Origin of the sequence: Streptomyces sp. NPDC005017 (assembly GCF_042873115.1) — a bacterium.
Lineage (GTDB): Bacteria > Actinomycetota > Actinomycetes > Streptomycetales > Streptomycetaceae > Streptomyces.
This window is the reverse complement of sequence record NZ_JBIALD010000012.1, coordinates 248,713-274,258: the sequence shown is the minus strand read 5'-3', so window position 1 is coordinate 274,258 and position 25,546 is coordinate 248,713. Positions and strand designations below refer to the sequence as shown.

Sequence of the window (25,546 nt, the reverse complement as noted above, 5' to 3'; positions counted from 1 at the left end):
GCCCGGTTGCGCCGTGGGGGTGAGGAGCCGGTCAGTCCCCGTAGTCCGACATCGCGTCCAGCAGTCGCGCCGACTTCGACGGTACGGTCACGCCGTGGATGCTGGACGGGGAGACCGGACGTGCCGTGCCACGGTCGGGGGCGGCCCAGTGCCGGGCCATCCGGGCGCAGTCGCCGCGCAGCGAGGCCAGATCGCCCTCGAGGTCGGCGGGTGCGGGGGCGGCGGGAGCCTTGAGGTTCGTCATGGACGCACCGTATGCACGTCCGTACTCACGAAGAAAGATCTACTATCGGGTAGTTTTGTCGTCTTCTAGGCCACGCCGCCCAACGGGTAGCGTGGATTGTCAATGACCCTCCACCCAGGAGACCCTCGCCGTGCGCATCGCAGTCACCGGCTCCATCGCCACCGACCACCTCATGACCTTCCCCGGTCGGTTCGCCGATCAGCTCGTCGCGGACCAGCTGCACACCGTCTCGCTGTCCTTCCTGGTCGACAACCTCGATGTACGGCGAGGGGGCGTCGGCGCGAACATCGCCTTCGGCATGGGCCAGCTCGGCACCGAGCCGATCCTGGTCGGCGCCGCCGGCTTCGACTTCGACGAGTACCGGGCCTGGCTGGACCGCCACGGCGTGGACACCGAGTCGGTGCGGATCTCGGAGACGCTGCACACCGCCCGTTTCGTGTGCACCACCGACTCCGACCACAACCAGATCGGTTCCTTCTACACGGGCGCGATGAGCGAGGCCCGGCTGATCGAGCTGAAGACGGTCGCGGACCGCGTCGGGGGTCTCGACCTGGTCCTCATCGGCGCCGACGACCCCGAGGGCATGCTGCGCCACACGGAGGAGTGCCGCTCGCGGCGGATTCCGTTCGCCGCCGACTTCTCCCAGCAGATCGCCCGGATGAACGGCGAGGAGATCCGCATCCTGCTGGACGGGGCGACGTACCTCTTCTCCAACGAGTACGAGAAGGGCCTCATCGAGTCCAAGACCGGCTGGACCGACGAGGAGATCCTCGGCAAGGTCGGTGTGCGGGTCACCACGCTCGGCTCGCGCGGTGTCCGTGTCGAGCGGGTGGGTGAGGACCCGATCGAGGTCGGCTGCCCCGAGGAGGAGCGCAAGGCCGATCCCACGGGGGTCGGTGACGCCTTCCGGGCCGGGTTCCTCTCCGGTCTCGCGTGGGGGGTCTCGCTGGAGCGGGCGGCTCAGGTGGGGTGCATGCTCGCCACGCTGGTCATCGAGACGGTGGGTACACAGGAGTACCAGTTGCGGCGGGCGCACTTCATGGACCGGTTCACGAAGGCGTACGGGCATGACGCGGCGGATGAGGTTCGGGGGCACCTGGGCTGACGTGTCCCTCCGGGGGCGCGGGCGTTGTTCGCGGCCCCGCGCCCCCAGGGGTGGGTCTTGCGCTCGCGAGCCTCAGGATCGACCGGTTCCTCGTAGCCCGGGTCGCGCAGTTCCCCGCGCCCCTGAAAGACGCGCAGTTCCCCGCGCCCCTGAAAGCGTGCGCAGTTCCCCGCGCCCCTGAAAGACGCGCCGTCCCTCGCGCCCCCTAAAGACTGCGTAGTTCCCCGCGCCCCTGAAAGCGTGCGCTGCTCTCCGCGCCTCCAAGGGGGTCGGGGTCAGGTGGTTCTGCGGATCAGGTAGGCCGTTCCCGTTCTGGCGGGTTCTTCGCCCAGGTACTGCTGGGCGCGCATCTCGCACCAGGCCGGGATGTCGAGGCGGGCGGCCTCGTCGTCGGAGAGGACGCGGACCGTGCCGCCGATCGGGACGGTGCCGATGACCTTGGCCAGCTCGATGACCGGGACGGGGCAGCGTTTGCCGAGGGAGTCGACGACGACCTCCCGTGCCTGGGCCGGGCGGGCCGGCGGGGTGGACGTCGGGGCTCCCAGCTTCTCCCGCACCCCCGTCACCACCCCCGGCAGGACGTCCAGGAAACGGTCCACCTCCTCCGCCGGCGTCCCCGTCGGCAGCGAGACCCGTACGTTCCCCTCGCTGAGCACCCCCATCGCCCTGAGCACATGGCTCGGCGTCAGGGTGCTGCTCGTGCAGGACGACCCCGAGGAGACGGAGAAGCCCACCCGGTCCAGCTCGGTGAGCAGCGCTTCCCCGTCGACGTAGAGACAGGAGAAGGTGACGATGCCGGGCAGCCGGTTCCGGGCGTCGCCGACGACCTCCACGTCCGTCAGCAGTTCGGGCACCCGCGTCCGGATGCGCTGCGTCAGTTCGCTCAGTCGCCCCGCCTCCTGGGCGGCCTCCGCGCGCACGGCCCGCAGGGAGGCGACGGCCGCGACGATCGCGGGGATGTTCTCGAACCCGGCGGCCCGCCCCGACTCCCTCTCGTCGACCGGTCCTTGAGCGGCGAACCGCACCCCCTTGCGCACGACGAGCAGCCCCACCCCGGACGGACCGCCCCATTTGTGGGCACTGCCCGTCAACAGGGACCAGTCGCCCTCGACCGGCCCCCACCCCAGCGACTGCGCCGCGTCGACCAGCAGCGGCACCCCCGCCGCCCGGCACACCTCGGCCACCTGGGCCACCGGCTGCACCGTCCCCACCTCGTGGTTGGCCGACTGAAGACACGCCAGCGCGGTGTCCTCCCGGAGGGCGTCGGCGTACGCGGAGGCGGAGACGCGGCCCTCACGGCCCACCGGAACCTCCTCGACCGTCCCGCCCGAGGCCTGGTGCGCCTCCGCCGAATGGAGTACCGAGGAATGTTCGACCGATGACACGATCAGGTGGCGTCCGACGCGCCGGCGTCCGGCCAACGCCCCGGCGACACCCGTGTGGACGGCCCTGGTGCCGGACGCCGTGAACACCACCTCGTCCGCCCGGCAGCCCACCGCCTCCGCGGCGGCCTCACGAGCCGCGTCCAGCAGCATCCGAGCCCGCCGCCCCTCCCGGTACAACCGTCCCGGATCGGCCCACCCTTCATCCAAAGAGGCCAACAGCGCCTGACGGGCCACGGGATGGAGGGGGGCGCTGGAAGCGGCGTCAAAGTAGGGCACACCGCAACGTTAGATCGCCGCGAAGGACAACGTCCCCAAGGGGTGCGGCGAACGGCGCGAGAAGCCACGGACAACCCGCACCCGCCAAACAAGCGAACCACCCTCTTCACTAGGCCCCCCTCCCCGCGAACCCCCGGAGGGCGTCAGCTAGGGTTTGGTCCGCATAAACATCCAAACCCCTGCCCGACGCAGGGCGGCGACCGACCACCGAGCAAGGCAGGCCGCAGCCGATCGCGCGGGCGAGACTCTCGGGAAGGCGCTACGTGAGTCCCAACGGCTCCGACCGCTCGCCGCGGCGCCCGATGCGGCGGAAGCTGCTGCAGGCATTGACCGCGGGCCTGGTCCTGGCGACCGCCACCGGTTGCACATGGGAGGACTTCCCCCGCCTTGGCATGCCCACCCCCGTCACGGAAGAGGCTCCGCGGATCCTCTCCCTGTGGCAGGGCTCCTGGGCTGCCGCGCTCGCCGTCGGCGTGCTGGTGTGGGGCCTGATCCTGTGGAGTGCCATCTTCCACCGGCGCAGCCGCACGAAGATCGAGGTACCTCCGCAGACCCGTTACAACGTGCCCATCGAGGCGCTGTACACGGTGGTCCCGATCATCATCGTCTCGGTCCTCTTCTACTTCACGGCCCGTGACGAGACCAAGCTCCTCGACCTGTCCAAGAAGCCCGACGTCACGGTCAACGTGGTCGGCTTCCAGTGGAGCTGGTGCTTCAACTACATCGAGAACGTCGAAGGTTCCGAGGGCGACGCCAAGACGTCGAAGGAACTGAACGCGATCCCGGACCGCTACAGGGAAGCGTTCCCCGACAACGCCGGCGGCGTCTACGCCTGCGGCACCCCGGGCGAGCGCAACCCGCAGACCGGCAACCCCGGCCCCACCCTGTGGCTGCCCGAGGGCAAGACCGTCCGCTTCGTCCTGACCTCGCGCGACGTCATCCACTCCTTCTGGGTGGTGCCGTTCCTGATGAAGCAGGACGTCATCCCCGGCCACACCAACGTTTTCCAGGTGACCCCCAACCACCAGGGCACCTTCATGGGCAAGTGCGCCGAGCTCTGCGGCGTCGACCACTCCCGGATGCTGTTCAACGTGAAGGTCGTCTCGCCGGAGCGCTACGAGCAGCACCTGCAGGACCTCGCGAAGAAGGGGCAGACCGGTTACGTTCCCGCGGGCATCGAGCAGACCGCCCATGAGAAGAACCGGGAGACGAACCAACTGTGAGCATCCTCAACGAACCTCAGGGTGCCGGGGCAGCCGAAGACTCGTACTACGAGGACGAGCTGCCGGTCCGGCGCAAGCAGCCCGGCAACGTCGTGGTGAAGTGGCTGACGACCACCGACCACAAGACGATCGGAACGCTCTACCTGGTCACGTCGTTCGCGTTCTTCTGCATCGGTGGCGTCATGGCGCTGCTCATGCGTGCGGAGCTGGCCCGCCCGGGTCTGCAGATGATGTCGAACGAGCAGTTCAACCAGGCGTTCACGATGCACGGCACGATCATGCTGCTGATGTTCGCGACGCCGCTGTTCGCCGGCTTCGCGAACTGGATCATGCCGCTCCAGATCGGTGCCCCCGACGTCGCCTTCCCGCGGCTGAACATGTTCGCCTACTGGCTCTACCTGTTCGGCTCGCTGGTCGCCGTGGCCGGCTTCCTCACGCCGGACGGCGCCGCGGACTTCGGCTGGTTCGCCTACTCCCCGCTGTCCGACGCGGTCCGCTCGCCGGGTCTCGGCGCCGACATGTGGATCATGGGTCTGGCCTTCTCCGGCTTCGGCACCATCCTCGGCTCGGTCAACTTCATCACCACGATCATCTGCATGCGCGCTCCCGGCATGACGATGTTCCGGATGCCGATCTTCGTGTGGAACGTCCTGCTGACCGGTGTCCTGGTCCTGCTGGCCTTCCCGGTCCTGGCGGCCGCGCTGTTCGCCCTGGAGGCGGACCGCAAGTTCGGCGCCCACATCTTCGACGCCTCCAACGGCGGCGCGTTGCTGTGGCAACACCTCTTCTGGTTCTTCGGCCATCCAGAGGTGTACATCATCGCCCTGCCGTTCTTCGGCATCATCAGTGAGGTCATCCCGGTCTTCTCCCGCAAGCCGATGTTCGGCTACCAGGGTCTGATCGCGGCGACCATCGCCATCGCGGGCCTGTCCGTGACCGTGTGGGCGCACCACATGTACGTCACCGGTGGCGTGCTCCTCCCGTTCTTCTCCTTCATGACGTTCCTCATCGCCGTTCCGACCGGCGTGAAGTTCTTCAACTGGATCGGAACGATGTGGAAGGGCTCGCTGTCCTTCGAGACGCCGATGCTCTGGGCGACCGGCTTCCTGATCACCTTCACCTTCGGTGGTCTGACCGGCGTCATCCTGGCCTCGCCGCCGATGGACTTCCACATCTCGGACTCGTACTTCGTGGTGGCGCACTTCCACTACGTCGTCTTCGGCACCGTCGTCTTCGCGATGTTCTCCGGCTTCCACTTCTGGTGGCCGAAGTTCACCGGCAAGATGCTCGACGAGCGTCTGGGCAAGATGACCTTCTGGACGCTGTTCGTCGGCTTCCACGGCACCTTCCTGGTCCAGCACTGGCTGGGCGCCGAGGGCATGCCGCGCCGCTACGCCGACTACCTGGCGGCGGACGGCTTCACCGCCCTGAACACGATCTCGACGATCAGCTCGTTCGTGCTCGGCGCCTCGGTGCTGCCGTTCTTCTACAACGTCTGGAAGACGGCCAAGTACGGCAAGAAGATCGCGGTCGACGACCCGTGGGGCTACGGCCGCTCCCTGGAGTGGGCCACGTCCTGCCCGCCGCCGCGGCACAACTTCCTCACCCTGCCGCGGATCCGCAGCGAATCCCCGGCGTTCGACCTGCACCACCCTGAGATCGCCGCGCTGGAGCAGCTGGGCCACGGTGGCCGGGAAGCCGCCGCGCTGGCGGGCGGCAAGGAGGCCGGCAAGTGAAGATCCAGGGCAAGATGTTCATGTGGCTGGGCGTCTTCGTCCTCGCCATGGCCGTCTTCTACGGCCTCTGGTCGCAGGAGCCGGCCGGTACCACCGCGCTGTTCCTCGCCTTCGCCCTGTGCGTCATGGTCGGCTTCTACCTGGGCTTCACCGCCCGGCGGGTCGACACCGGCGCCCAGGACGACAAGGAGGCCGACGTCGCGGACGACGCCGGCGAGCTGGGCTTCTTCAGCCCGCACAGCTGGCAGCCGCTCGCGCTGGCCTTCGGCGGCGCGCTGGCCTTCCTCGGCGTGGCCGTGGGCTGGTGGCTGCTGTACTTCTCCGCGCCGATCATCCTGATCGGCATCTGGGGCTGGGTCTTCGAGTACTACCGCGGTGAGAACCGCACCCAGTAACACGCCCCGAGCGCACCGGAACCCGGACACTCCGTCAGGAGGGTCCGGGTTCCGCCGTTTCGCCGAATGCGCGTCCCCCTTACGAGTCACCCGGCGCGCCGTCGTTGACGAAGCTTCCTAGCGTGAGGTCATGAACACCTCCCCGCGCACCCGTACCGTCGCCGGCTGCATCGTGCTGGCGATGACCCTGGGCTCCGCCCTCGCGGCCTGCGGCGGCGACGGCAACCCGCTGTCGGCGGCGCCGTACGACGCCGCGGACCAGATCTCCTTCAACACCCCCGACGACGAGGACGAGAAGGCCGACCCGGACAAGCCTCTGGAGATCACCGCCGAGGACTCCGACGGCCGGATCACCGACGTCACCGCCCAGGACGCCTCAGGACGCCATGTGGCGGGCGAACTCTCCGCCGACGGCACCCGGTGGCACAGCACCTCACCGCTGGCCGCGGACGCCCGCTACACGGTCCGGGTGAGCACCGAGGACGAGGACGGCGCCCCGGGGCGCAAGGTCCTCACCTTCGACACCGGCAAGCCCCTCACCAAGAAGGGCCTGGACGTCACCTTCGGCCCCAGGGCGGGCACCTACGGCGTGGGCCAGCCCATCACCGCCGAGCTGTCCAAGCCGGTCGGGGACCGCGCCCAGCGCGCGATCGTCGAACGCGCCCTGCGGGTCGAGTCAGTCCCCCGCGCGGACGGCGGCTGGCACTGGGTGAACGACAAGGAACTCCACTACCGGCCCAAGGAGTACTGGCCCGCCGAGGCCACCGTCCGGGTCCGCAGCGAACTCGAGGGCGTCAAGATCAGCGATCGCCTCCGGGGCGGCCGGGCCAAGCCCCTGAAGCTCTCCATCGGCGACCGTGTGATCGCCGTCGCGGACGCTTCCAGCCACCAGATGACCGTCTACCGCAACGGCAAGGAGATCAAGAAGATCCCGGTCACCACCGGCAAACCGGGCTTCGAGACCCGCAACGGCGTCAAGGTCGTGCTGGGCAAGGAGTACTACGTACGTATGCGCGGCACCAGCATCGGCATCGCCGAGGGCTCCGCGGAGTCCTACGACCTGCCGGTCTACTACGCCACCCGCGTCACCTGGAGCGGCGAGTACGTCCACGCCGCGCCCTGGTCCGTCGGCTCCCAGGGCTCCGCCAACGTCAGCCACGGGTGCGTCGGCATGAGCACCGCCAACGCCGAGTGGTTCTTCGACACCGTCCGCGAAGGAGACCTCGTCCAGGTCGTCAACTCCGAGGGCAACACGATGGAGACCTTCGGCAACGGCTTCGGCGACTGGAACCTCACCTGGCAGAAATGGCGCAAAGGCAGCGCCATCCTCGGCGGCACCCCGGAAGCCCCCGACCCGGAACAAGCAGCCCGCCTGCGCCCAGCAGCCGTCTAGCCACCTGAGACAGCCCCGCGCGCCGCTTGAGGAGCGCGGGGCTGTCGTCGCCCACGAACGCCCGGCACCCGACCGCCGCCAAGGGGCGCGAGCCCCTACGAACGCCCACCAGGCAACCGCCCCAAGGGGCGCGGGACTGTGTCCGACATGCGGCTCCGCCGCAGGGGCGCGACAAGCCACAACCAACCGGCACCCGCGCACAACCCCGCACCACAGAAACGCCCAGCCGCCAAACCGCCGGAGGCCTACGCGCTCAACAACCGCTTGGCCCGCAGCAGAGCCGCCAACGCCCCCGCGAACTCCACCGGCTCCACCGGCAGCGTCACCGCCGCGTCCGCACGGCTCCACGTGGCCAGCCACGCGTCCTGCGGCCGCCCGATCAGCAACAGCACCGGCGGGCACTCGAAGACCTCGTCCTTGATCTGCCGGCACATCCCCATGCCCCCCATGGGTACGGCCTCGCCGTCGAGCACACACACGTCGATACCGCCGCGGTCCAGCTCCTTGAGCACCGCGGCCGGCGTCGCGCACTCGACGAACTCCACGGCCGGCACGTCCGGCGCGGGCCTGCGCCCGGTCGCCAGCCGGACCTGCTCACGGGTGTTGGAGTCGTCGCTGTAGACCAGCACGGTGGCGGTCGGCTGCATGGTTCCTCCGGAGACGTCAGCGTCGTACGGACGGGGCCGTTTGGGGCGGATGTTACTCCCCTGAACACCACGTCAACACCGGTTCGGCGGGTAGCAACACTCCGAACGGCACCCCCCGGAGTGAGGGCGGGATAAGCGACCGACATAATGTCGGTCGTGGCGACAGCAACGACAGTAGAAACCGGGCACGCGCACCCGTCGGTCAATCGGCCGAACCTCACCAGCGTCGGAACCATCATCTGGCTGAGTTCCGAGCTGATGTTCTTCGCGGCCCTCTTCGCGATGTACTTCACCCTGCGGTCGGTGACCGGCCCCGAGTTCTGGAGTGAGAAGGCCGAAGCCTTGAACTTCCCGTTCTCGGCGACGAACACCACCATCCTGGTGCTCTCCTCCCTCACCTGTCAGCTCGGCGTGTTCGCCGCCGAGCGCGGTGACGTCAAGAAGCTCCGGATGTGGTTCATCGTCACCTTCATCATGGGTGCGATCTTCATCGGCGGTCAGGTCTACGAGTACACCGAGCTGGTGAAGAAGGACGGGCTCTCGCTCTCCTCCGACCCGTACGGCTCGGCCTTCTACCTGACCACCGGCTTCCACGGCCTGCACGTGACGGGCGGTCTCATCGCCTTCCTGCTGGTCCTCGGCCGTACCTACGCGGCCCGCAGGTTCACCCACGAGCAGGCGACGGCCGCCATCGTCGTGTCCTACTACTGGCACTTCGTCGATGTCGTCTGGATCGGCCTCTTCGCCACGATCTACATGATCAAGTAGCAGGAACCGATCACTCGCGTTTCCCGAAGCGCACATCCAGAAGCATCGACGCAGAAGATCCTGACACCGGGGTAATCCGTGAAAAAGCTCTCCGCACGACGACGCCATCCGCTGGCGGCGGTCGTCGTCCTACTCCTCGCGCTGGCGGCCACTGGGGGGCTGTACGCCGTGTTCGCACCCGCGGACAAGGCCCAGGCCGATGAAACCTCCCAGTCTCTCGCCATCGACGAGGGCAAGAAGCTCTACGCCGTAGGCTGCGCCAGCTGCCACGGCACCGGCGGTCAGGGCACCTCCGACGGTCCGAGCCTCGTCGGCGTCGGCGCCGCGGCCGTCGACTTCCAGGTGGCTACCGGCCGTATGCCGGCCGCCACCTCCCAGGGCGCCCAGGTGCCGAAGAAGAAGGCGATCTACTCGCAGGCCGAGATCGACCAGCTCGCCGCCTACATCGCCTCGCTGGGTGCCGGTCCGACCGTCCCGACCGAGGAGCAGTACGGCCCGGAGGGCGCGGACATCGCCGAGGGCGGTGAGCTCTTCCGCAACAACTGCGCGCAGTGCCACAACTTCACCGGCAAGGGTGGTGCGCTCACCAAGGGCAAGTACGCCCCGTCGCTCGAGGGCGTCGACCCCAAGCACATCTACGAGGCCATGCAGACGGGCCCGCAGAACATGCCCGCCTTCCCCGACACCACCCTGTCGGAGCAGAACAAGAAGGACATCATCGCGTACCTCGACGCGGTCAACGGCGACGACACCGAGAACCCCGGTGGCATGGAGCTGGGCGGCCTCGGGCCGGTCAGCGAGGGCCTCTTCGGCTGGATCTTCGGGCTCGGCACGCTGATCGCGGTCGCCGTCTGGGTCGCCGCTCGGACCGCAAAGGCCAAGAAGTCATGAGTAGCCACGACATTCCCGAAGAGAACCTGCCCGCCGAGGCGTCCGCAGGTCACGACGAGCACGGCACGCTGAGCGTCGCGGACGAGAAGAACCCGTTCGCCGACCCCGGCCTGCCGCCCCACGAGCACCGGATCCAGGACGTCGACGAGAAGGCCGCGCGGCGGTCCGAGCGCGTCGTCGCCCTGCTGTTCACGATCTCGATGCTGGCCACCGTCGCGTTCATCGCCGCCTACGTGGCGATCCCGCACGACAAGGCGATCTTCGTCTTCCCGCTCGGTCACATCAACGCGCTGAACTTCGCGCTCGGTCTGACCCTCGGTACCGCCCTGTTCACCATCGGCGCGGGGGCGGTCCACTGGGCCCGCACCCTGATGTCCGACGTGGAGATGGCCGACGAGCGCCACCCGATCGAGGCGTCCCCGGAGCTGCGTGCCCAGATCCACGAGGACTTCCGCCAGGGCACCGCGGAATCCGCGATCGGCCGTCGCAAGCTGATCCGGAACACCATGCTCGGCGCCCTCACCCTGGTGCCGCTGTCCGGTCTCGTGCTGCTGCGCGACCTCGGCCCGCTGCCCGAGGACAAGCTGCGTCACACGCTGTGGCGCAAGGGCAAGCTCATCGTCAACATGAACACCAACGAGCCGCTGCGTCCCTCCGACGTCGCCGTCGGCTCGCTGACCTTCGCCAAGCCCGAGGGCCTGGAGGAGGACAGCCACGAGTTCCAGAACGAGATCGCCAAGGCCGCCCTGATGATCGTCCGGCTCCAGCCGCAGGACATCAAGGACAAGCAAGAGCTGGAGTGGTCGCACGAGGGCATCGTGGCGTACTCCAAGATCTGCACCCACGTCGGTTGCCCGATCTCGCTGTACGAGCAGCAGACGCACCACGTGCTGTGCCCCTGCCACCAGTCCACCTTCGACCTGTCCGACGGCGCCCGCGTGATCTTCGGCCCCGCCGGTCACGCGCTGCCGCAGCTGCGTATCGGCGTGAACGACGAGGGCTACCTCGAGGCGCTCGGCGACTTCGAAGAGCCCGTCGGTCCTGCCTTCTGGGAGCGCGGATGAGCACCAACGAGAACCACACCGCCGCATCGGCCGCCGGCACGGCGGGCCGCTCCCGCGGCAAGGCCGGCGCCGGCGAGCGCATGGCCGACTGGGCCGACGGCCGGCTCGGGATCTACTCCCTGGCCAAGGCCAACATGCGCAAGATCTTCCCCGACCACTGGTCGTTCATGCTGGGTGAGATCTGCCTGTACAGCTTCCTCATCATCATCCTCACGGGTGTGTACCTGACGCTGTTCTTCCACCCCTCGATGAACGAGGTGGAGTACCACGGCACGTACGTCCCGCTCCAGGGACAGCTGATGTCGGAAGCCTTCAACTCCACGATGGAGATCAGCTTCGACGTCCGCGGTGGTCTGCTCATCCGGCAGATCCACCACTGGGCGGCGATCATCTTCCTCGCCGGCATGTTCGTGCACATGATGCGAGTGTTCTTCACCGGCGCGTTCCGCAAGCCGCGTGAGATCAACTGGCTGTTCGGCTTCCTGCTGTTCGTCCTGGGCATGTTCACCGGTTTCACCGGCTACTCGCTCCCGGACGACCTGCTCTCCGGCACCGGTGTCCGCTTCACGCAGGGCGCCATCCTGTCGGTGCCGATCGTCGGCACGTACATCTCGATGTTCCTGTTCGGCGGGGAGTTCCCGGGCACCGACTTCGTGGCCCGCTTCTACTCGATCCACATCCTGCTGCTGCCGGGCATCATGCTCGGCCTGGTCGTCGGCCACCTGATCCTGGTCTTCTACCACAAGCACACGCAGTTCGCGGGTCCGGGCAAGAGCAACAAGAACGTCGTCGGCATGCCGCTGCTGCCGGTCTACATGGCCAAGGCCGGAGGCTTCTTCTTCCTGGTCTTCGGTGCCGTCGCGGCCCTGGCCGGCATCGCGACCGTGAACCCGATCTGGGCGATCGGCCCCTACCGGCCCGACCAGGTCTCCACCGGCGCGCAGCCCGACTGGTACATGGGCTTCGCCGAGGGTCTGATCCGTGCCATGCCGGGCTGGGAGGTCAACTTCTGGGGTCACACGCTCGTCCTGGGCGTGTTCATCCCGCTGGTGCTCTTCGGGCTGTTCCTCGCCGTGATCGCGCTCTACCCGTTCATCGAGTCCTGGATCACCGGCGACAAGCGCGAGCACCACATCCTGGACCGCCCGCGCAACGCCCCGACCCGTACGGCCTTCGGTGTCGCCTGGGTCACCGGCTACATCATCATGCTGATCGGCGGTGGCAACGACATCGTCGCCACCCACTTCCACCTGTCGATCAACGCGGTCACCTGGTTCGTCCGGGTCGGCTTCTTCGTCGGACCGGTCCTGGCGTTCATCGCCACCAAGCGGATCTGCCTGGGCCTCCAGCGCCGCGACCGGGACAAGGTGCTGCACGGCCGCGAGACGGGCACGATCAAGCGCCTGCCGCACGGTGAGTACATCGAGGTGCACGAGCCGCTCAGCCAGGAGCAGCTCTACACCCTCACCGCGCACGAGCAGTACAAGCCGGCCGAGATCGGTCCGGCGGTCGACGAGAACGGTGTCGCCCGCAAGGTGAAGGGCTCCGAGAAGATGCGCGCCAAGCTCAGCAAGGCGTACTTCGGTGAGGACGCCCAGATCCCGAAGGCGACCGTCGACGAGTACAGGGAGATCACGAGCGGCCACGGCCACCACTGATCACTGCGTTCGCCACGCCACGGCGAAGGGCCCCCGTCCGGTGTTCGGACGGGGGCCCTTCGCCGTGCCCGGGGCTGGATAGGCTGGGATCACACTGCCTTACGACACTCAGGAGCGGCTGATGAGCGCTGTGACCCCCGCTGGAGGCGACACCGCGGCGGGCCGTTCCTGGCCCCGGGTGCTGAACGCCCTGCTCGAGGGGCAGGACCTGAGCGCCGAGGCGACCGCCTGGGCGATGGACCGCATCATGCGCGGCGAGGCGACGGACGCGCAGATCGCCGGGTTCGCGGTCGCGCTGCGGGCCAAGGGCGAGACCGTCCAGGAGATCACCGGCCTGGTCCGCACGATGTACGAGCACGCCAACGTCATCGACGTGCCCGGCGCCACCGTCGACATCGTCGGCACCGGCGGCGACGGCGCGAAGACGGTGAACATCTCCACCATGGCCTCGATCGTGGTGGCCGGCACCGGCGCGAAGGTCGTCAAGCACGGCAACCGGGCCGCGTCCTCCGCCTCGGGCGCCTCCGACGTGCTGGAGAAGCTCGGCGTCAATCTGGAGCTGACCCCCGCGCGGGTGGCCGAGGTCGCCGACGAGGTCGGGATCACCTTCTGCTTCGCGGTGAAGTTCCACCCGGCCCTGCGGCACGTGGCGGCCGCCCGCAGCCAGCTCGGCATCCGCACGACCTTCAACTTCCTCGGCCCGCTGACCAACCCGGCCAAGGTGCGGGCGCAGGCCATCGGTGTCGCGGACGCCCGTATGGCCCCGATCGTGGCCGGTGTCTTCGCCGAGCGCGGCAACTCCTCGCTCGTCTTCCGCGGCGACGACGGCCTCGACGAGCTGACCACGACGGCCACCTCGCGGGTCTGGGTGGTGCGCGACGGCAAGGTCACCGAGGAGACCTTCGACCCGCGCGACGTCGGCATCGACCTGGTCCCCGTGGAGGCCCTGCGCGGCGCGGACGCCTCCTACAACGCCGAGGTGGCCCGTCGCCTCCTCGACGGCGAGCGGGGCCCGGTGCGGGACGCGGTCCTGCTGAACGCGGCGGCCGCCCTGGTCGCCCTGGATCCGTCCGACGCGTCCCTGACGGAGCAGATCCGCGCCGCAGCGGCGAAGGCGGCCGAGGCGATCGACTCCGGCGAGGCCCGGCGCACCCTGGAGCGCTGGGTGGCCGCGACCAACGCCTGAGGCACAGGCCCGACGGTCCCGCGATCCGGACACGGGTTGCGGGACCGCGATCATTTCGCGTACGTTCCTCAACAGGTCATGAGTGACAGTCATACGGCCCCGGCCGACTGTCCGGCAACCCTCCGTCCGTGGCGGGGTGCCCCGGGTGAAGACCAGGCCGTGAGCGCAGGGCTCAGGGCAAGCGCGGACCCCTCGCGAGACCAGGGGTCCTGGTCGTCGAGGAGTCTTCCGTGAGCAAGCGAATGCGCTAGGGCCTGTCCCCCGGACAGGCCTGGGGCCGCCGAGCCCCGTCCCGCACTTCTCTTCCCCCTCTTTCCTCCACGCCCGAGCCGCGTCCGCGCGACCGCTCGCGGGGTGAATTCCTTCTGCCTTCACGGGAGTTCCGCCATGTCCGTCTCCACCGCCGCCGCCGGCCAGTCCGTTTGCACCCCGCTGCCCGTTCTGGGCCGGGATGTCACCGTCCCGCTCGTGACCGGCGGCGAGGTCACCTACGCCGCCCTCGACTACGCCGCCAGCGCCCCCGCCCTCCAGCGCGTCTGGGACGACGTCGCCGCCTACGCCCCGTACTACGGCAGCGTGCACCGCGGTGCCGGCTACCTCTCGCAGCTGTCGACGGACCTCTTCGAGAACGCCCGCCGGACCGTCGCGGAGTTCCTGGACTGCCGGGAGGACGACCAGGTCGTCTTCACCCGCTCCACCACCGACTCCCTGAACCTCCTCGCCCGCGCCCTGCCGGCCGACTGCCAGGTCTTCGTCTTCGAGACCGAGCACCACGCCTCGCTGCTGCCCTGGCAGGACGCCCGGGTCACCTACCTCGACGCCCCGCGCACCCCCGGCCAGGCCGTGCGGACCCTGGAACGCGCCCTCGCCGCCCGCGGGCCGTACGGTCCCGCCCTGGTGTGCGTGACGGGCGCCTCCAACGTCACCGGTGAGATCTGGCCGGTCCGTGAGCTGGCCGCGGCCGCCCACGCGCACGGCGCCCGGATCGTGCTCGACGCCGCCCAGCTCGCCCCGCACCACCCGGTGAGCGTGCGGGACCTCGACGTGGACTGGATCGCCTTCTCGGGGCACAAGCTGTACGCCCCGTTCGGCTCGGGCGTGCTGGCGGGCCGCGCCGACTGGCTGCGCGAGGCCGAGCCCTACCTCGCGGGCGGCGGCGCGAGCCGCAGTGTCACCCGGCGCGAGGACGGCGGCGTGGACGTGGAGTGGCACGAGACCGCGGCCCGGCACGAGGCCGGCTCCCCGAACGTCATCGGCGCCTACTCCATCGCCTCGGCGTGCAAGGCCCTGACCGAGGCGGGCTGGGACGGCCTCGTCGCCCGCGAGACCCGTCTGATCGCCCGGGTCCGCGCGGGCCTCGCCGAGGTCCCCGAGGTCAGGGTGCTCTCCCTGTTCGGCGACGACGCCCCGCGGGTCGGCGTGATCTCCTTCGTCGTGGAGGGCTGGAACAGCTCCCACTTCGCCGCCGCGCTCTCCGCCGAGTACGGCATCGGCGTCCGTGACGGCCTCTTCTGCGCCCACCCGCTCGTGCGCACCCTGCTGGGCAGCGACCCCCAGACCCAGGGCGAGTGCGGCGCTCCCGAGGCCGCGCCCGGCGAGAAGTCCCTCAACGCCATCCGCGTGAGCTTCGGCGCCGGCACCCCCGACGAACACATCGACCGCTTCGTCACCGCCGTCAAGGAACTCACCACCCAGGGCGCGAAGTGGACCTACCGCACAGTAGAAGGCCGCTGCGTCCCGGCGGTGTGACCCGCTTTTCGGGGGCCGCGGGACTTCGCCGGACCTGCGGCCACCGCCGCGCCTTTCCGCGGGCGCGGGACCGCGCCAGACCTGCGGCTACCGGCCCGCTTTTAAGGGCGCGGGGCTGTGTCCGATCTGCGGCTGCCACCGCGCGGGCGCGACCGACCTGCTTTCAGGGGCCCGGGACTGTGTCCGATCTGCGGCTGCCGCCGCGCGGCCGCGACCGACCTGTCTTCAGGGGCGCGGGGCTGTGCCAGATCTGCGGCTGCCGCCGCGTGGGCGCGACCAGCCACGACGGACCCGCAGCCGCACGCAGACCCCACCCCCAACCGACGGACGTCAGACGTCAGGAGTCAAGCCCGATCGCAAACGCCGCCTCGAGGTCATGCTGCGAGTACGTCCGGAACGCGACATGCGTGTCCGTCGCCTCCACCCCGGGAATCCGGCTGATCCGCCCGGGAATCACATCGGCCAGATCCTCGTGCTGCCGCACCCGCACCATCGCGATCAGGTCGTACGTCCCCGTCACGGAGAACACCTCGCTCACCGAATCCAGCGAAGCGACCTGCTCGGCGATCTCAGGGATCCGGTCCACGCTGGTCTTGATCAGAACAATCGCGGTGATCACGGCTGGTTCTCTCCCTCGGGGGCCGGCGCAGGCGGGGTGGCCTTCACTCTAGTCGTACGGCCGTGGCGGGCCCACGCGTAGGCGAAGCCCAGGCCGAACCCCACCAGGTGGGCGAGGTAGGCCACCCCGGGCCCCTCGGGCGCCCGCCCCGCGGCGAGCCACTGGAGCGCGGCCCAGAACGGCAGCACGATCCAGGCGGGGAACCGCAGCGGCAGGAAGAACAGGAACGGCAGCAGACTCGTCACCCGCGCCCGGGGGAACAGGCACAGGAACGCCCCGAGCACCGCGGAGATCGCCCCGGACGCCCCCACCAGCGACTGCCCCGAGTCGGCGTTGGCGGCGGCGTAGCCCAGCAGGGCGAGATAACCGCACCCCAGATAGAAGAGGGTGAACTCGACCCGGCCCAGGCGCTCCTCCGTCATCACCCCGAAGACGTAGAGGAACAGCATGTTCCCCAGCAGATGCACCCAGCTGCCGTGCACGAACAGGGCCGTCGCCGGGGTGAGCGCGGCGCGCGGGGAGCCCTCGAACAACTCGGCCGGGACCACGCCCCAGCGCCGGAAGTAGGCCCGCTGCGCGGCGAGCAGCTCGTCCCCCGTGCCGTAGGCCGGATTGAGTCCGGCGGCCGGGCCGATCAGGAAGATCAGACAGCACAGGGCGATCAGTGCGCAGGTCACCGGCGCCGTCGGCCGGCGCATCCCCTCGAGCAGCCGGCCGGTCCGTCCGTTCCAGTCCCTGATCATGAACACAGAGCATGACGTAACTGGACGCATAGGGATACACCGCCTCGCCGCCGTGGACGGACGGGCACGGTGACGTCACCAGGCCGTAGGGTTACGAGCCACACGTGTCGGGAAGCCGACGCGTCACGGAGACTAGAAGGAAGCGAACAGTCACGATGACGGTTCCCCTGCCGACCGCCACCACCCGGTGGCGCTGCACCCTGTGCGGCAACCTCACCCGCTTCGACGTGACCCGCTCGTCGAAGGTCGTCGAGTACGTCCACCTCGACCTCGCCGGGGAGCCGAGTGTGGAGGAGCGGGAGGTGGTCAGTGAGACCATCGAGTCGGTCCGCTGCCGCTGGTGCAACGCGGTGGATCAGGTGGAACTGGTGGACAGGCCGGGCGCCGCCTCCTGAGAGGAGCGGGCCCGCACAGCATTGGGGTGTGACGGATGGTGGAGACCGCAGGCGGGGGGCCGGCCGACGGCGCCGCTGAGGTGCTCGACCGTCCGCTGCCCGACGGTGTGCGGCGCCGGGTCGTGCAGATCGTCTCGGACGGCTTCGGCGGGCTGACCGTCGGTGAACTGCCCGCACAGCTCAGGCAGTACGCCCGGTTCGCCCCGAACCGCCGGGCCAAGTTCGCGGGCAACGCGATGGCCTCGGCGCTGGAGACCGACGCGGTGTTCCGGCAGCGGATCGGCGAGAAGCTCAGAGAGGCCCAGCCCGAGCTGACCGGCGCGCTCGACTCGGGCGCCCCGCCCCCGGCCGCGGACCCGCTGGACGTGGCGGCCGCGGCCTACGTACTGCGCCCCACCGGCTGGGTGAAGCTGGTGACGGCGGCCGGCGAGGAGGCCCAGCGCGCCGACGCCGAACGCGCCGACGAGGAGAGCCGGGCCGAACTGGAGCGGCTGCGCGAGGAGCTGTCCGCCGCCCGCGAGCACACCCGTGCCGAGACCGAGCGGCTGCGCGTCGAGCTGGAGACGGCCCGCAAGGAGGCGGAGACGCTGCACCGCAAGCTGCGCGCGGCCGTCAGCGACGTCAGGCGCGGGGAGGCCGCGCTGCGCAAGGCGCAGGCCGAGATGGACACCGTGCGCGCCGAGGGGCACACGCAGGTGTCCGCCGCGGAGAGCGAGGCGCGACGGCTCAAGGCGCGGCTGGGGGAGACCGAGGCCGCACTGGAGGCCAGCCGCAAGGCGGCCCGGGAGGGGCGCAGCGTCGAGGACATGCGGGTGCGGCTGCTGCTGGACACCGTGCTGGACGCGGCCCAGGGGCTGCGCCGTGAACTCGCCCTGCCTCCGGTGTCGGTGCGGCCCGCGGAGACCGTGGACGCCGTCGAGCCGGGGCGGATGACGCCGAAGGACATCGCAGCGCGGGCGCTGTCGGAGGACGACCCGGCGATCCTGGACCAGTTGCTGGCGCTGCCGCAGGCGCATCTGGTGGTCGACGGCTACAACGTCACCAAGACCGGCTATCCGCAGATGCCGCTGGAGAAGCAGCGGCTGCGGCTGCTCGGGCAGCTCGCGCAGCTCGCCGCGCAGACCGGTGCCGAGGTCACCTGTGTCTTCGACGGGGCCGAACTGGCCGCGCCGGTGCTGCTGGCACCGCCGCGCGGGGTGCGGGTGCTGTTCTCCAAGGCGGGGGTGACCGCCGACGAGCTGATCCGTCAGCTGGTGCGGGCCGAGCCGCCGGGCCGGCCGGTCATCGTGGTCTCCACCGACCGTGAGGTGGCCGACGGAGTGGCCCGGGTGGGCGCGCGTCCGGTCGCGTCCGCGGTGCTGCTCAAGCGCTTCTCGCGCGGCTGAAACCCGAACACGCCGACGGATCTCGGACCGCCGTCAATGTTTGCCCCATCGGTAACGTACGCACCAAGAGCAACGTACGGACCGATTGCCCGAATTGGCCTGGTCCTCACGCAACGTAGCGTCAACCGCATATCACCGCACGTGAGTTGTGGGCAAAGAATGCGCTCCGTGAGGGAGTTTTTTGGGCTCAGGATTTGAACTGATCACAGCAAGGTCACTAGGGTCATGCCTCGAACCTCCGATCGGGTGATCACCCCCAAGAAGGAGTCGCTCCCCGTGGCGTCCCACCGTCGACCGAAGCAGCCGAGCCGCACTCGCGTGACCGTGCTGACCACCGCAGCCGCCGCTGCCGTCGCTCTCAGCGCGCAGGCCGCCAACGCGGCCCCCGGCGAGAAGCCGTCCAAGGACGAGGTCAAGGCCAAGGTCGACGCGCTGTACGAGCAGGCCGAGCAGGCCACCGAGAAGTACAACGGCGCCAAGGAGAAGCAGGAGAAGCTCCAGAAGGAGATCTCCACCGTCCAGGACAACGTCGCCCGCGGCCAGGAGGAGCTCAACGAGCTGCGCGAGGGCCTGGGTTCGATGGCCAGCGCCCAGTACCGCAGCGGCGGCATCGACCCCTCGGTCCAGCTCTTCCTCTCGTCGGACCCGGACGACTACCTCGACAAGGCCTCCACACTCGACCAGTTGAGCGCCCAGCAGGTCGACGCGCTGACGAAGATCCAGGACAAGCAGCGCGAACTCGCCCAGCAGCGCGCCGAGGCCACCGACAAGCTCAAGGACCTCGCCACCACCCGCGAGGAGCTCGGCAAGAAGAAGGAAGAGGTCCAGAGCAAGCTCGGCGAGGCCCAGAAGCTGCTCAACTCCCTCACCGCCGCCGAGAAGGCCGCCCTCGCCGAGGAGGAGGCACGCGCCACCCGCTCCTCCGCCGAGCGCGTGGACCTCGGTGACGCCAAGCCAGCCTCGGGCCGCGCCATGGCCGCCTTCCAGGCCGCCCAGAGCAAGATCGGCTCGCCGTACGTCTACGGCGCCTCCGGCCCGTCCTCGTTCGACTGCTCGGGCCTCACCTCCTGGGCGTTCGCCCAGGCCGGCGTCGGCATCCCGCGCATCTCCCAGGACCAGGCGAACGCCGGCACCCGGATCTACAACCAGTCCGACCTCATGGTCGGCGACCTGGTCATCTTCTACGGCGACCTGCATCACGTCGGCTTCTACGCGGGCAACGGCCAGGTGCTGCACGCCCCGCGCTCCGGCACCGTCGTGCGCTACGAGTCGATCGGCAACATGCCGTACCAGTTCGGCGTCCGCATCTGACGCCCGGACCCCGACCCGGATGCCGCCCGAACGGGCGAATTCCGGCGTCCCCCGATCACCCCGCGCCCCGTCGTTGACCTGCGTCAGCGGCGGGGCGTCACCGTGCGTGCCCGCGAAGGTCTTTGGCCGGTGCCCCGTCCCGGGGTTACTGTCTCCCGCGTTTCCAGCCAGTCAGTGGAAGGAGCGCGGCCAGCGTGGGCTCTCATCGCCGCCTTGTACCGCCCGGGTTCGACCGGGGGATCGGCGCCCTGTGCGCCCTGTCCGCCGCGGCCGTCGGCGCCGTACCGGCCGCCACGTCCTCCGTGGCCGCGCCGCACGACGACACCCGGGCCCGGGTGGACCGCCTCTACGCCGAGGCGGAGAAGGCCACCGAGGCCTTCAACCGGGCCGACGAGCGCGCCGACGAGCTGCGCGGCCAGGTCGGGGCCGCGCGGGACCGGCTCGCCCGGCAGCAGGAACGCGTCAACTCCCTGCGGGAGGAGCTCGGTTCGCTCGCCGGAGCCCAGTACCGCGGCGGCGGCGTCGGCCCCTCGGTCGCCCTGCTGTTCGCGGACGATCCGGACGACTACCTGGACAAGGCCTCGACCCTGAGCCGGATCTCCGCCCGCCAGGCCGGCCGGCTCGAGGACCTCCGCGGCGCCCTGCGCGAACTCGCCCAGGAACGCGCGGAGGCCTCCGGAAGGCTGAGGGAACTGGAGCGCAGCCGGGCGGCGGTCGCCGGCCACAAGCGCACGGTCGAGCGCAAACTCGCGGCGGCCCGGCGGCTGCTGAACTCGCTGCCCGACGCCGAGCGGGCCGCCTTCGACCGTGCCTCCCGCAGCGGCCGCTCCGGCCTGCCCGGCCTCTCCGGTGACGCCCTGGCCTCCGGCCGCGCCGCCGCGGCCGTGGCCGCCGCCCGCTCCGCGCTCGGCAGACCGTACGTGTGGGGCGCCAACGGGCCCGGCGGCTTCGACTGCTCGGGCCTGATGCAGTGGTCGTACGCGCAGGCCGGGGTCGCCCTCCCGCGCACCTCGCAGGACCAGCGCGTGGCGGGCCGCCAGGTGCCGCTCTCCCAGGCGCGGCCCGGGGACCTGGTGACCTACCGCTCGGACGCCAGCCATGTCGGCATGTACGTGGGCGACGGACAGGTCATCCACGCCCCCTACCCGGGCGCCCCGGTGCGCTACGACCCGGTCGGGATGATGCCCGTCGCCTCGGTGACCCGGGTCTGATCGGCCCGCTCGGCCGTACGATCGGAAGGATGGCTGGTCGACGGCGGACATGGGGCGCGGGAGTCGCGGTGCTCTGCGCGCTGCTCGTCTCCCCGGCGGGCTGTGCCCGGCCCGCGCCCCAGGACGGGACCCGCGGCGAGGTGCAGCGGCTGCTGGACCGGCGCGCGGACGCGATCGTCGACCGGGACGCCGCCGCGTGGCGGGCGACCGGGACGACCACCGCGTACGACCGGCTGCGGGCCGTGCCGCTGGCGGACTGGGACTACAAGGTGACGGGCCTGCGCCGGGACGGCGACCGGGCCACCGCCGAGGCCGAGCTGCGCTACCGCCTCACCGGCTACGACGCGGCCCCGGTCGTCGCCGGGCGCACACTGCTCCTGGACCGTGCCCCCGGCGGGCGCTGGCGGGTGGTGTCGGAGGGGCCCGCGAAGAAGTCGGCGCAGCAGCTCTGGGACCAGGGCGAGGTGACGGTGGTGCGCGGCCGGCACAGCATCGTGCTCGGCGCCGGGAGCTCCACGGGTTCGCTGCGCGACTTCGCGGGCCTCGCCGACCACGCCGTACCGGCCGTGTCGGACGCCTGGGGCGGGGCCTGGAACCGGCGCGTGGTGGTTCTGGTGCCCGGGTCGCTGAAGGGCATGGCCGGGCTGCTCGGCTCGCCCGCCTCCAGCTACCGGGGCATCGCCGCGGTGACCACGGGCGAGGTCGGCGGCTCGGGCCGGGCGCCCGCGGACCGGGTCATCGTCAACCCCGACGCGTACGCCCTGCTCGGCCCCACCGGCCGGCAGGTGGTGCTCACCCACGAGACCACCCATGTCGCGACCCGCGCCCACACCAACGCGGCGACCCCGCTGTGGCTGTCCGAGGGGTACGCCGACTGGGTCGGCTACCGCGGCACCGGGCGCACCCCCCTGGAGGCCGCCCCCGAGCTGGCCCGCACGGTCACCGACGGCAGCCTCCCCGCGGCGCTGCCGGCCGACGGCGACTTCGGCTTCGAGAGCGACTCGGCCGCGCTGGCCCGGGCCTACGAGGGCGGCTGGCTGGCCTGCCGGATGATCGCCGAGCAGTGGGGCGAGGAGCGGCTCGGCGAGTTCTACCGCGCCGTCGGGCGGCACGGGCAGCGGGCCGGGGCCGTGGAGGACGCGATGGCCGGGGTGCTGGGGACCACGCCGGAGGACTTCACGGTGCGGTGGCGGGAGTATCTGCGGGCGCAGCTGGGCTGAGCGGCGGGTGGCCGGGGGCGGGCGACGGAGGCTCGGCCCCTTCGGGCCGGGCACTGCCTTTCTCGGCGGGGGCCTGGGCACGGCCTTTCTTGATGGGCCCGTGCCCAGGTACTCGGCCCGCCTCGGCCTCCGGCACGGCGATCGCCTCCCGCAGCCGGAACGCCGGACCGGCGGGCGGCGGGCCGTGCTGGTCCCGGTCACGGCCGGCGCGCCGTTCAGGCGGGCCCGGCGTCAGGAGCCGACCGGGGTCTCCCTGGCGGTGGTGGGCCGACCGGGCAGCGGGGGCCCGGCCGCGCGGGACGCCGAGGCGCGCCACAGCTCACGGGCCGCCGCGACACAGGCGACCACCAGCAGTCCGTTGCGCAACACCAGCAGGGTCACGCCGAGGGCGTCGCTCGCGACCACGTGCGCGAACCAGACGGGGAACTCCAGCACCGTCACCAGCGAGGCCGCCACCACCAGCAGGCCCGGCAGCCGCATCCGGCTCTCCCGGTAGCCGAGGCAGACCGCGGCGAGGCCGACCAGCCACACCATGTACTGCGGGCTGATCACCCGGCTGGTGGTGGTGAACAGCAGCACCGCCGTGAAGGCGGCGTCGGCGAGGGTCGTCGTCGTGAACCGCACCGCCGCCAGCCGCCACACCAGCAGCCAGCCGAGCGCCATCCCGGTCAGCGCCAGCGCGGCGGTGCTCACCACGTCGACGTACGGGCCGAGGAACTCCACCGAGCCGTAGTTCAGCAGGACCTGGCCCTCCCAGCCGTGGTGGCGGGCCACATGGAAGACCAGCGAGCCCAGCGACTCCACCTCGGTGCCCCGGTCGCGCTGGAAGGTCAGGAAGGCGAACGCGCCCGGCATCGCCACCGTGAACACCACCGCGAGCCCGGCCGCGGTGAGCGCCGCCGCGCCCCACGCCCGGCGCCGCACACAGCCCACCAGCAGCAGCGCCGGCCACACCTTCAGCAGCGCCCCGAACCCGGCCAGCGCCCCCATCAGACGCGGCCGCCGCGCCCCGGCGAGCAGCGCGGCCACCGCGACCGCGGTGACCATCACGTCGTAGCGGGCGTAGACGGTCGGGCCCAGCAGGGCCGCGCCGGTCACCCACACCCAGGCGCCGCGCAGCGTGCGGCCCGGCCGCAGCCCGGCGAACAGCAGCATCGCCAGGACCGCGAAGTCGGCGAGGAAGGCCAGCACGAAGAAGGCCTGCGCGTACTCCAGGAAGGGCAGCACGGCGGGGGAGAGGATCGCCAGCGCGGCGGCGGGCGGGTACTGCCAGGTCACGTCGTTCTGCGGGAACGTTCCGCCGCCGAGGACGTCGTACCAGCCGTGGTAGATGTACGACACGTCGCTGGTGACGTCGGGTCCGGGGAAGACGATCACCTTGAAGACGAACAGCAGCAGGGCCAGCCGGGTCAGGCTCCAGACCGTGAGCAGCCCGAACAGCGAGCCCCGGCCGTCCGTCCCGTTCACCTGTGCCCCGCTTCGTCCGCTGCCCGTCGTCCGGGACCATGTTCCCCCGGCTGCCCGGGTGCCCGCAGCCCGGCGCGGCCGGGTGCCGAGCCGCGAGTCTACGTTGGGTAAGGTCGGCGGCGATGCGCAAGACCCTGATCGTGACGAACGACTTCCCGCCCAGACCAGGCGGTATCCAGGCGTTCCTGCACAACATGGCCCTGAGGCTCGACCCGGACCGTGTCGTCGTCTACGCCTCCACCTGGAAGCGCGGCCGTGAGGGCGCCGAGGCTACCGCCGCCTTCGACGCCGAGCAGCCCTTCACGGTCGTTCGCGACCGGACGACCATGCTGCTGCCGACGCCCGGCGCGACGCGGACCGCCGTACGGCTGCTGCGGGAGCACGGCTGCACCTCGGTGTGGTTCGGCGCGGCGGCCCCGCTCGGCCTGATGGCGCCGGCGCTGCGCAGGGCCGGGGCGGAGCGCCTGGTCGCCACGACCCACGGTCACGAGGCGGGCTGGGCCCAGCTTCCGGCCGCCCGGCAGCTGCTGCGCCGGATCGGCGACGCCACCGACACGATCACCTATCTCGGCGAGTACACCCGCTCCCGGATAGCGACCGCGCTCAGCCCGGCCGCGGCCGGGCGCATGGTGCAGCTGCCGCCCGGGGTGGACGAGAAGACCTTCCATCCCGGCTCGGGCGGCGCCGAGGTCCGCGCCCGGCTGGGCCTGACCGACCGGCCGGTCGTGGTCTGCGTCTCCCGACTCGTCCCCCGCAAGGGCCAGGACACCCTCATCAGGGCCATGCCCCGTGTCCTCGCGGCCGAGCCGGACGCGGTGCTCCTGATCGTCGGCGGTGGCCCCTACGAGAGGGATCTACGCCGTCTGGCGGCCGACACCGGCGTCTCGGACTCGGTCTGCTTCACGGGCTCCGTCCCCTGGTCCGAGCTCCCCGCCCACTACGGCGCCGGCGACGTCTTCGCCATGCCCTGCCGCACCCGCCGCGGCGGTCTCGACGTCGAGGGTCTCGGCATCGTCTATCTGGAGGCCTCCGCGACCGGGCTGCCCGTGGTCGCGGGCGACTCCGGTGGTGCGCCCGACGCGGTCCTGGACGGCGAGACCGGCTGGGTCGTCCGCGGCGGCTCCCCGGACGAGACCGCCGACCGTGTCACGGTCCTCCTCGGCGACCCTGCGCTGCGTCGCCGCATGGGAGAGCGGGGGCGCGAGTGGGTCGAGCGGAAGTGGCGCTGGGACCTCCTGGCAGAAAACCTCAAGGCCCTGCTGTAGCCCCCGGGGGTCGGGTGCCCGTCGTCGTGGCTGCCCGCGCAGTTCCCCGCGCCCCCGGGAAGGGGGGCGTTGCAGCGCCCCTGGTGGTTGGGTGGCGGGTCGTGGTGGGCTGGTCGCGCAGTTCCCCGCGCCCCAGGAAGGGGCGTGTCCCAGCGCCACGGGAAACGGCGCAGGCCTTCAGGGACGCGGGGAGCGCGCAGCTTTCAGGGG

The 25,546-nt window shown here is 70.8% G+C and carries 23 protein-coding genes and 1 riboswitch; of the genes, 17 read left to right on the top strand and 6 right to left on the bottom strand.

What is annotated here, in order from left to right; all coding sequences use genetic code 11:
• Window positions 1-31 precede the first annotated feature (31 nt).
• On the bottom strand, window positions 32-244 hold the full coding sequence (locus tag ACFYR0_RS20675; protein ID WP_389329775.1) for a hypothetical protein: 213 nt from the start codon (window positions 242-244) through the stop codon (window positions 32-34).
• 130 nt (window positions 245-374) lie between these two features.
• On the opposite strand from ACFYR0_RS20675, the gene ACFYR0_RS20670 reads away from it, so the two are divergent.
• On the top strand, window positions 375-1,349 hold the full coding sequence (locus tag ACFYR0_RS20670) for a carbohydrate kinase family protein (RefSeq protein ID WP_389329771.1): 975 nt from the start codon (window positions 375-377) through the stop codon (window positions 1,347-1,349).
• A 275-nt stretch (window positions 1,350-1,624) separates the two neighbouring features.
• Here the strand turns inward: ACFYR0_RS20670 and ACFYR0_RS20665 are convergent, their stop codons facing one another.
• Window positions 1,625-3,010: a cysteine desulfurase/sulfurtransferase TusA family protein gene (locus tag ACFYR0_RS20665; protein WP_389329768.1), complete on the bottom strand. Its 1,386-nt coding sequence runs from the start codon at window positions 3,008-3,010 to the stop codon at window positions 1,625-1,627.
• Window positions 3,011-3,273: 263 nt separating this feature from the next.
• Here ACFYR0_RS20665 and coxB point away from each other — a divergent pair, with 263 nt between their 5' ends.
• The 4 genes from coxB to ACFYR0_RS20645 all read left to right on the top strand — a co-directional run bounded on the left by coxB (window position 3,274) and on the right by ACFYR0_RS20645 (window position 7,757).
• Window positions 3,274-4,233, top strand: a complete 960-nt coding sequence (coxB, locus tag ACFYR0_RS20660) for a cytochrome c oxidase subunit II (protein ID WP_389329765.1) — start codon at window positions 3,274-3,276, stop codon at window positions 4,231-4,233.
• On the top strand, window positions 4,230-5,969 hold the full coding sequence (gene ctaD / locus ACFYR0_RS20655; RefSeq protein WP_389329762.1) for a cytochrome c oxidase subunit I: 1,740 nt from the start codon (window positions 4,230-4,232) through the stop codon (window positions 5,967-5,969). The genes coxB and ctaD overlap by 4 nt, the downstream gene beginning before the upstream one ends.
• On the top strand, window positions 5,966-6,364 hold the full coding sequence (locus ACFYR0_RS20650; protein WP_389329759.1) for a cytochrome c oxidase subunit 4: 399 nt from the start codon (window positions 5,966-5,968) through the stop codon (window positions 6,362-6,364). The genes ctaD and ACFYR0_RS20650 overlap by 4 nt, the downstream gene beginning before the upstream one ends.
• Before the next feature lie 130 nt (window positions 6,365-6,494).
• Window positions 6,495-7,757, top strand: coding sequence for an Ig-like domain-containing protein (locus ACFYR0_RS20645; RefSeq protein ID WP_389329756.1), 1,263 nt, complete (start codon window positions 6,495-6,497; stop codon window positions 7,755-7,757).
• A gap of 245 nt (window positions 7,758-8,002) precedes the next feature.
• Here the strand turns inward: ACFYR0_RS20645 and ACFYR0_RS20640 are convergent, their stop codons facing one another.
• Window positions 8,003-8,404 (bottom strand): hypothetical protein, encoded by a 402-nt coding sequence (locus tag ACFYR0_RS20640; protein WP_389329753.1) that lies wholly within the window; start codon window positions 8,402-8,404, stop codon window positions 8,003-8,005.
• A 147-nt stretch (window positions 8,405-8,551) separates the two neighbouring features.
• Between ACFYR0_RS20640 and ACFYR0_RS20635 the strand changes: the two genes are divergently transcribed.
• From ACFYR0_RS20635 to ACFYR0_RS20610, 6 genes are all read left to right on the top strand, one after another.
• Window positions 8,552-9,172, top strand: a complete 621-nt coding sequence (locus tag ACFYR0_RS20635; RefSeq protein ID WP_386384763.1) for a heme-copper oxidase subunit III — start codon at window positions 8,552-8,554, stop codon at window positions 9,170-9,172.
• Between the two features lie 78 nt (window positions 9,173-9,250).
• Window positions 9,251-10,063, top strand: a complete 813-nt coding sequence (locus ACFYR0_RS20630) for a c-type cytochrome (protein WP_389329750.1) — start codon at window positions 9,251-9,253, stop codon at window positions 10,061-10,063.
• Complete coding sequence (locus tag ACFYR0_RS20625) at window positions 10,060-11,127, top strand: Rieske 2Fe-2S domain-containing protein (RefSeq protein ID WP_389329747.1); 1,068 nt, start codon at window positions 10,060-10,062, stop codon at window positions 11,125-11,127. Before ACFYR0_RS20630 ends, ACFYR0_RS20625 begins: the two co-directional genes overlap by 4 nt.
• Window positions 11,124-12,785, top strand: a complete 1,662-nt coding sequence (locus tag ACFYR0_RS20620; protein ID WP_389329744.1) for a cytochrome bc complex cytochrome b subunit — start codon at window positions 11,124-11,126, stop codon at window positions 12,783-12,785. Before ACFYR0_RS20625 ends, ACFYR0_RS20620 begins: the two co-directional genes overlap by 4 nt.
• Window positions 12,786-12,906: 121 nt before the next feature.
• Window positions 12,907-13,971 carry an anthranilate phosphoribosyltransferase gene (gene trpD / locus ACFYR0_RS20615; RefSeq protein WP_389329741.1) on the top strand — a complete coding sequence of 355 codons (1,065 nt, stop codon included), beginning with the start codon at window positions 12,907-12,909 and terminating at the stop codon, window positions 13,969-13,971.
• A 74-nt stretch (window positions 13,972-14,045) separates the two neighbouring features.
• A riboswitch (SAM riboswitch) is annotated at window positions 14,046-14,161 on the top strand.
• Window positions 14,162-14,358: 197 nt separating this feature from the next.
• On the top strand, window positions 14,359-15,720 hold the full coding sequence (locus ACFYR0_RS20610) for an aminotransferase class V-fold PLP-dependent enzyme (protein WP_389329738.1): 1,362 nt from the start codon (window positions 14,359-14,361) through the stop codon (window positions 15,718-15,720).
• 337 nt (window positions 15,721-16,057) lie between these two features.
• Here ACFYR0_RS20610 and ACFYR0_RS20605 read toward each other — a convergent pair whose 3' ends face one another.
• Together ACFYR0_RS20605 and ACFYR0_RS20600 are read right to left on the bottom strand one after the other, a co-directional pair.
• Window positions 16,058-16,339 (bottom strand): Lrp/AsnC family transcriptional regulator, encoded by a 282-nt coding sequence (locus tag ACFYR0_RS20605; RefSeq protein WP_386384776.1) that lies wholly within the window; start codon window positions 16,337-16,339, stop codon window positions 16,058-16,060.
• Complete coding sequence (locus ACFYR0_RS20600) at window positions 16,336-17,082, bottom strand: rhomboid family intramembrane serine protease (RefSeq protein WP_389329735.1); 747 nt, start codon at window positions 17,080-17,082, stop codon at window positions 16,336-16,338. Before ACFYR0_RS20600 ends, ACFYR0_RS20605 begins: the two co-directional genes overlap by 4 nt.
• A 155-nt stretch (window positions 17,083-17,237) precedes the next feature.
• Here ACFYR0_RS20600 and ACFYR0_RS20595 point away from each other — a divergent pair, with 155 nt between their 5' ends.
• From ACFYR0_RS20595 to ACFYR0_RS20575, 5 genes are all read left to right on the top strand, one after another.
• Entirely contained in the window at window positions 17,238-17,477 is a 240-nt protein-coding gene (locus tag ACFYR0_RS20595) for a hypothetical protein (protein WP_053763984.1), read from the top strand.
• A gap of 35 nt (window positions 17,478-17,512) precedes the next feature.
• Window positions 17,513-18,862 carry an NYN domain-containing protein gene (locus tag ACFYR0_RS20590; protein ID WP_389329732.1) on the top strand — a complete coding sequence of 450 codons (1,350 nt, stop codon included), beginning with the start codon at window positions 17,513-17,515 and terminating at the stop codon, window positions 18,860-18,862.
• 276 nt (window positions 18,863-19,138) lie between these two features.
• Window positions 19,139-20,173 carry an NlpC/P60 family protein gene (locus tag ACFYR0_RS20585; protein ID WP_389329815.1) on the top strand — a complete coding sequence of 345 codons (1,035 nt, stop codon included), beginning with the start codon at window positions 19,139-19,141 and terminating at the stop codon, window positions 20,171-20,173.
• A gap of 194 nt (window positions 20,174-20,367) precedes the next feature.
• Window positions 20,368-21,384, top strand: a complete 1,017-nt coding sequence (locus ACFYR0_RS20580; RefSeq protein ID WP_389329729.1) for an NlpC/P60 family protein — start codon at window positions 20,368-20,370, stop codon at window positions 21,382-21,384.
• Between the two features lie 29 nt (window positions 21,385-21,413).
• Window positions 21,414-22,604, top strand: a complete 1,191-nt coding sequence (locus ACFYR0_RS20575; protein WP_389329726.1) for a hypothetical protein — start codon at window positions 21,414-21,416, stop codon at window positions 22,602-22,604.
• 231 nt (window positions 22,605-22,835) lie between these two features.
• On the opposite strand, the gene ACFYR0_RS20570 is transcribed toward ACFYR0_RS20575, so the two are convergent.
• Window positions 22,836-24,071: a glycosyltransferase 87 family protein gene (locus tag ACFYR0_RS20570; RefSeq protein ID WP_389329723.1), complete on the bottom strand. Its 1,236-nt coding sequence runs from the start codon at window positions 24,069-24,071 to the stop codon at window positions 22,836-22,838.
• A 122-nt stretch (window positions 24,072-24,193) separates the two neighbouring features.
• Here ACFYR0_RS20570 and ACFYR0_RS20565 point away from each other — a divergent pair, with 122 nt between their 5' ends.
• A complete protein-coding gene (locus tag ACFYR0_RS20565; RefSeq protein ID WP_389329720.1) occupies window positions 24,194-25,336 on the top strand; it encodes a glycosyltransferase family 4 protein in 1,143 nt (380 codons plus the stop codon).
• Window positions 25,337-25,546: the final 210 nt, after the last annotated feature.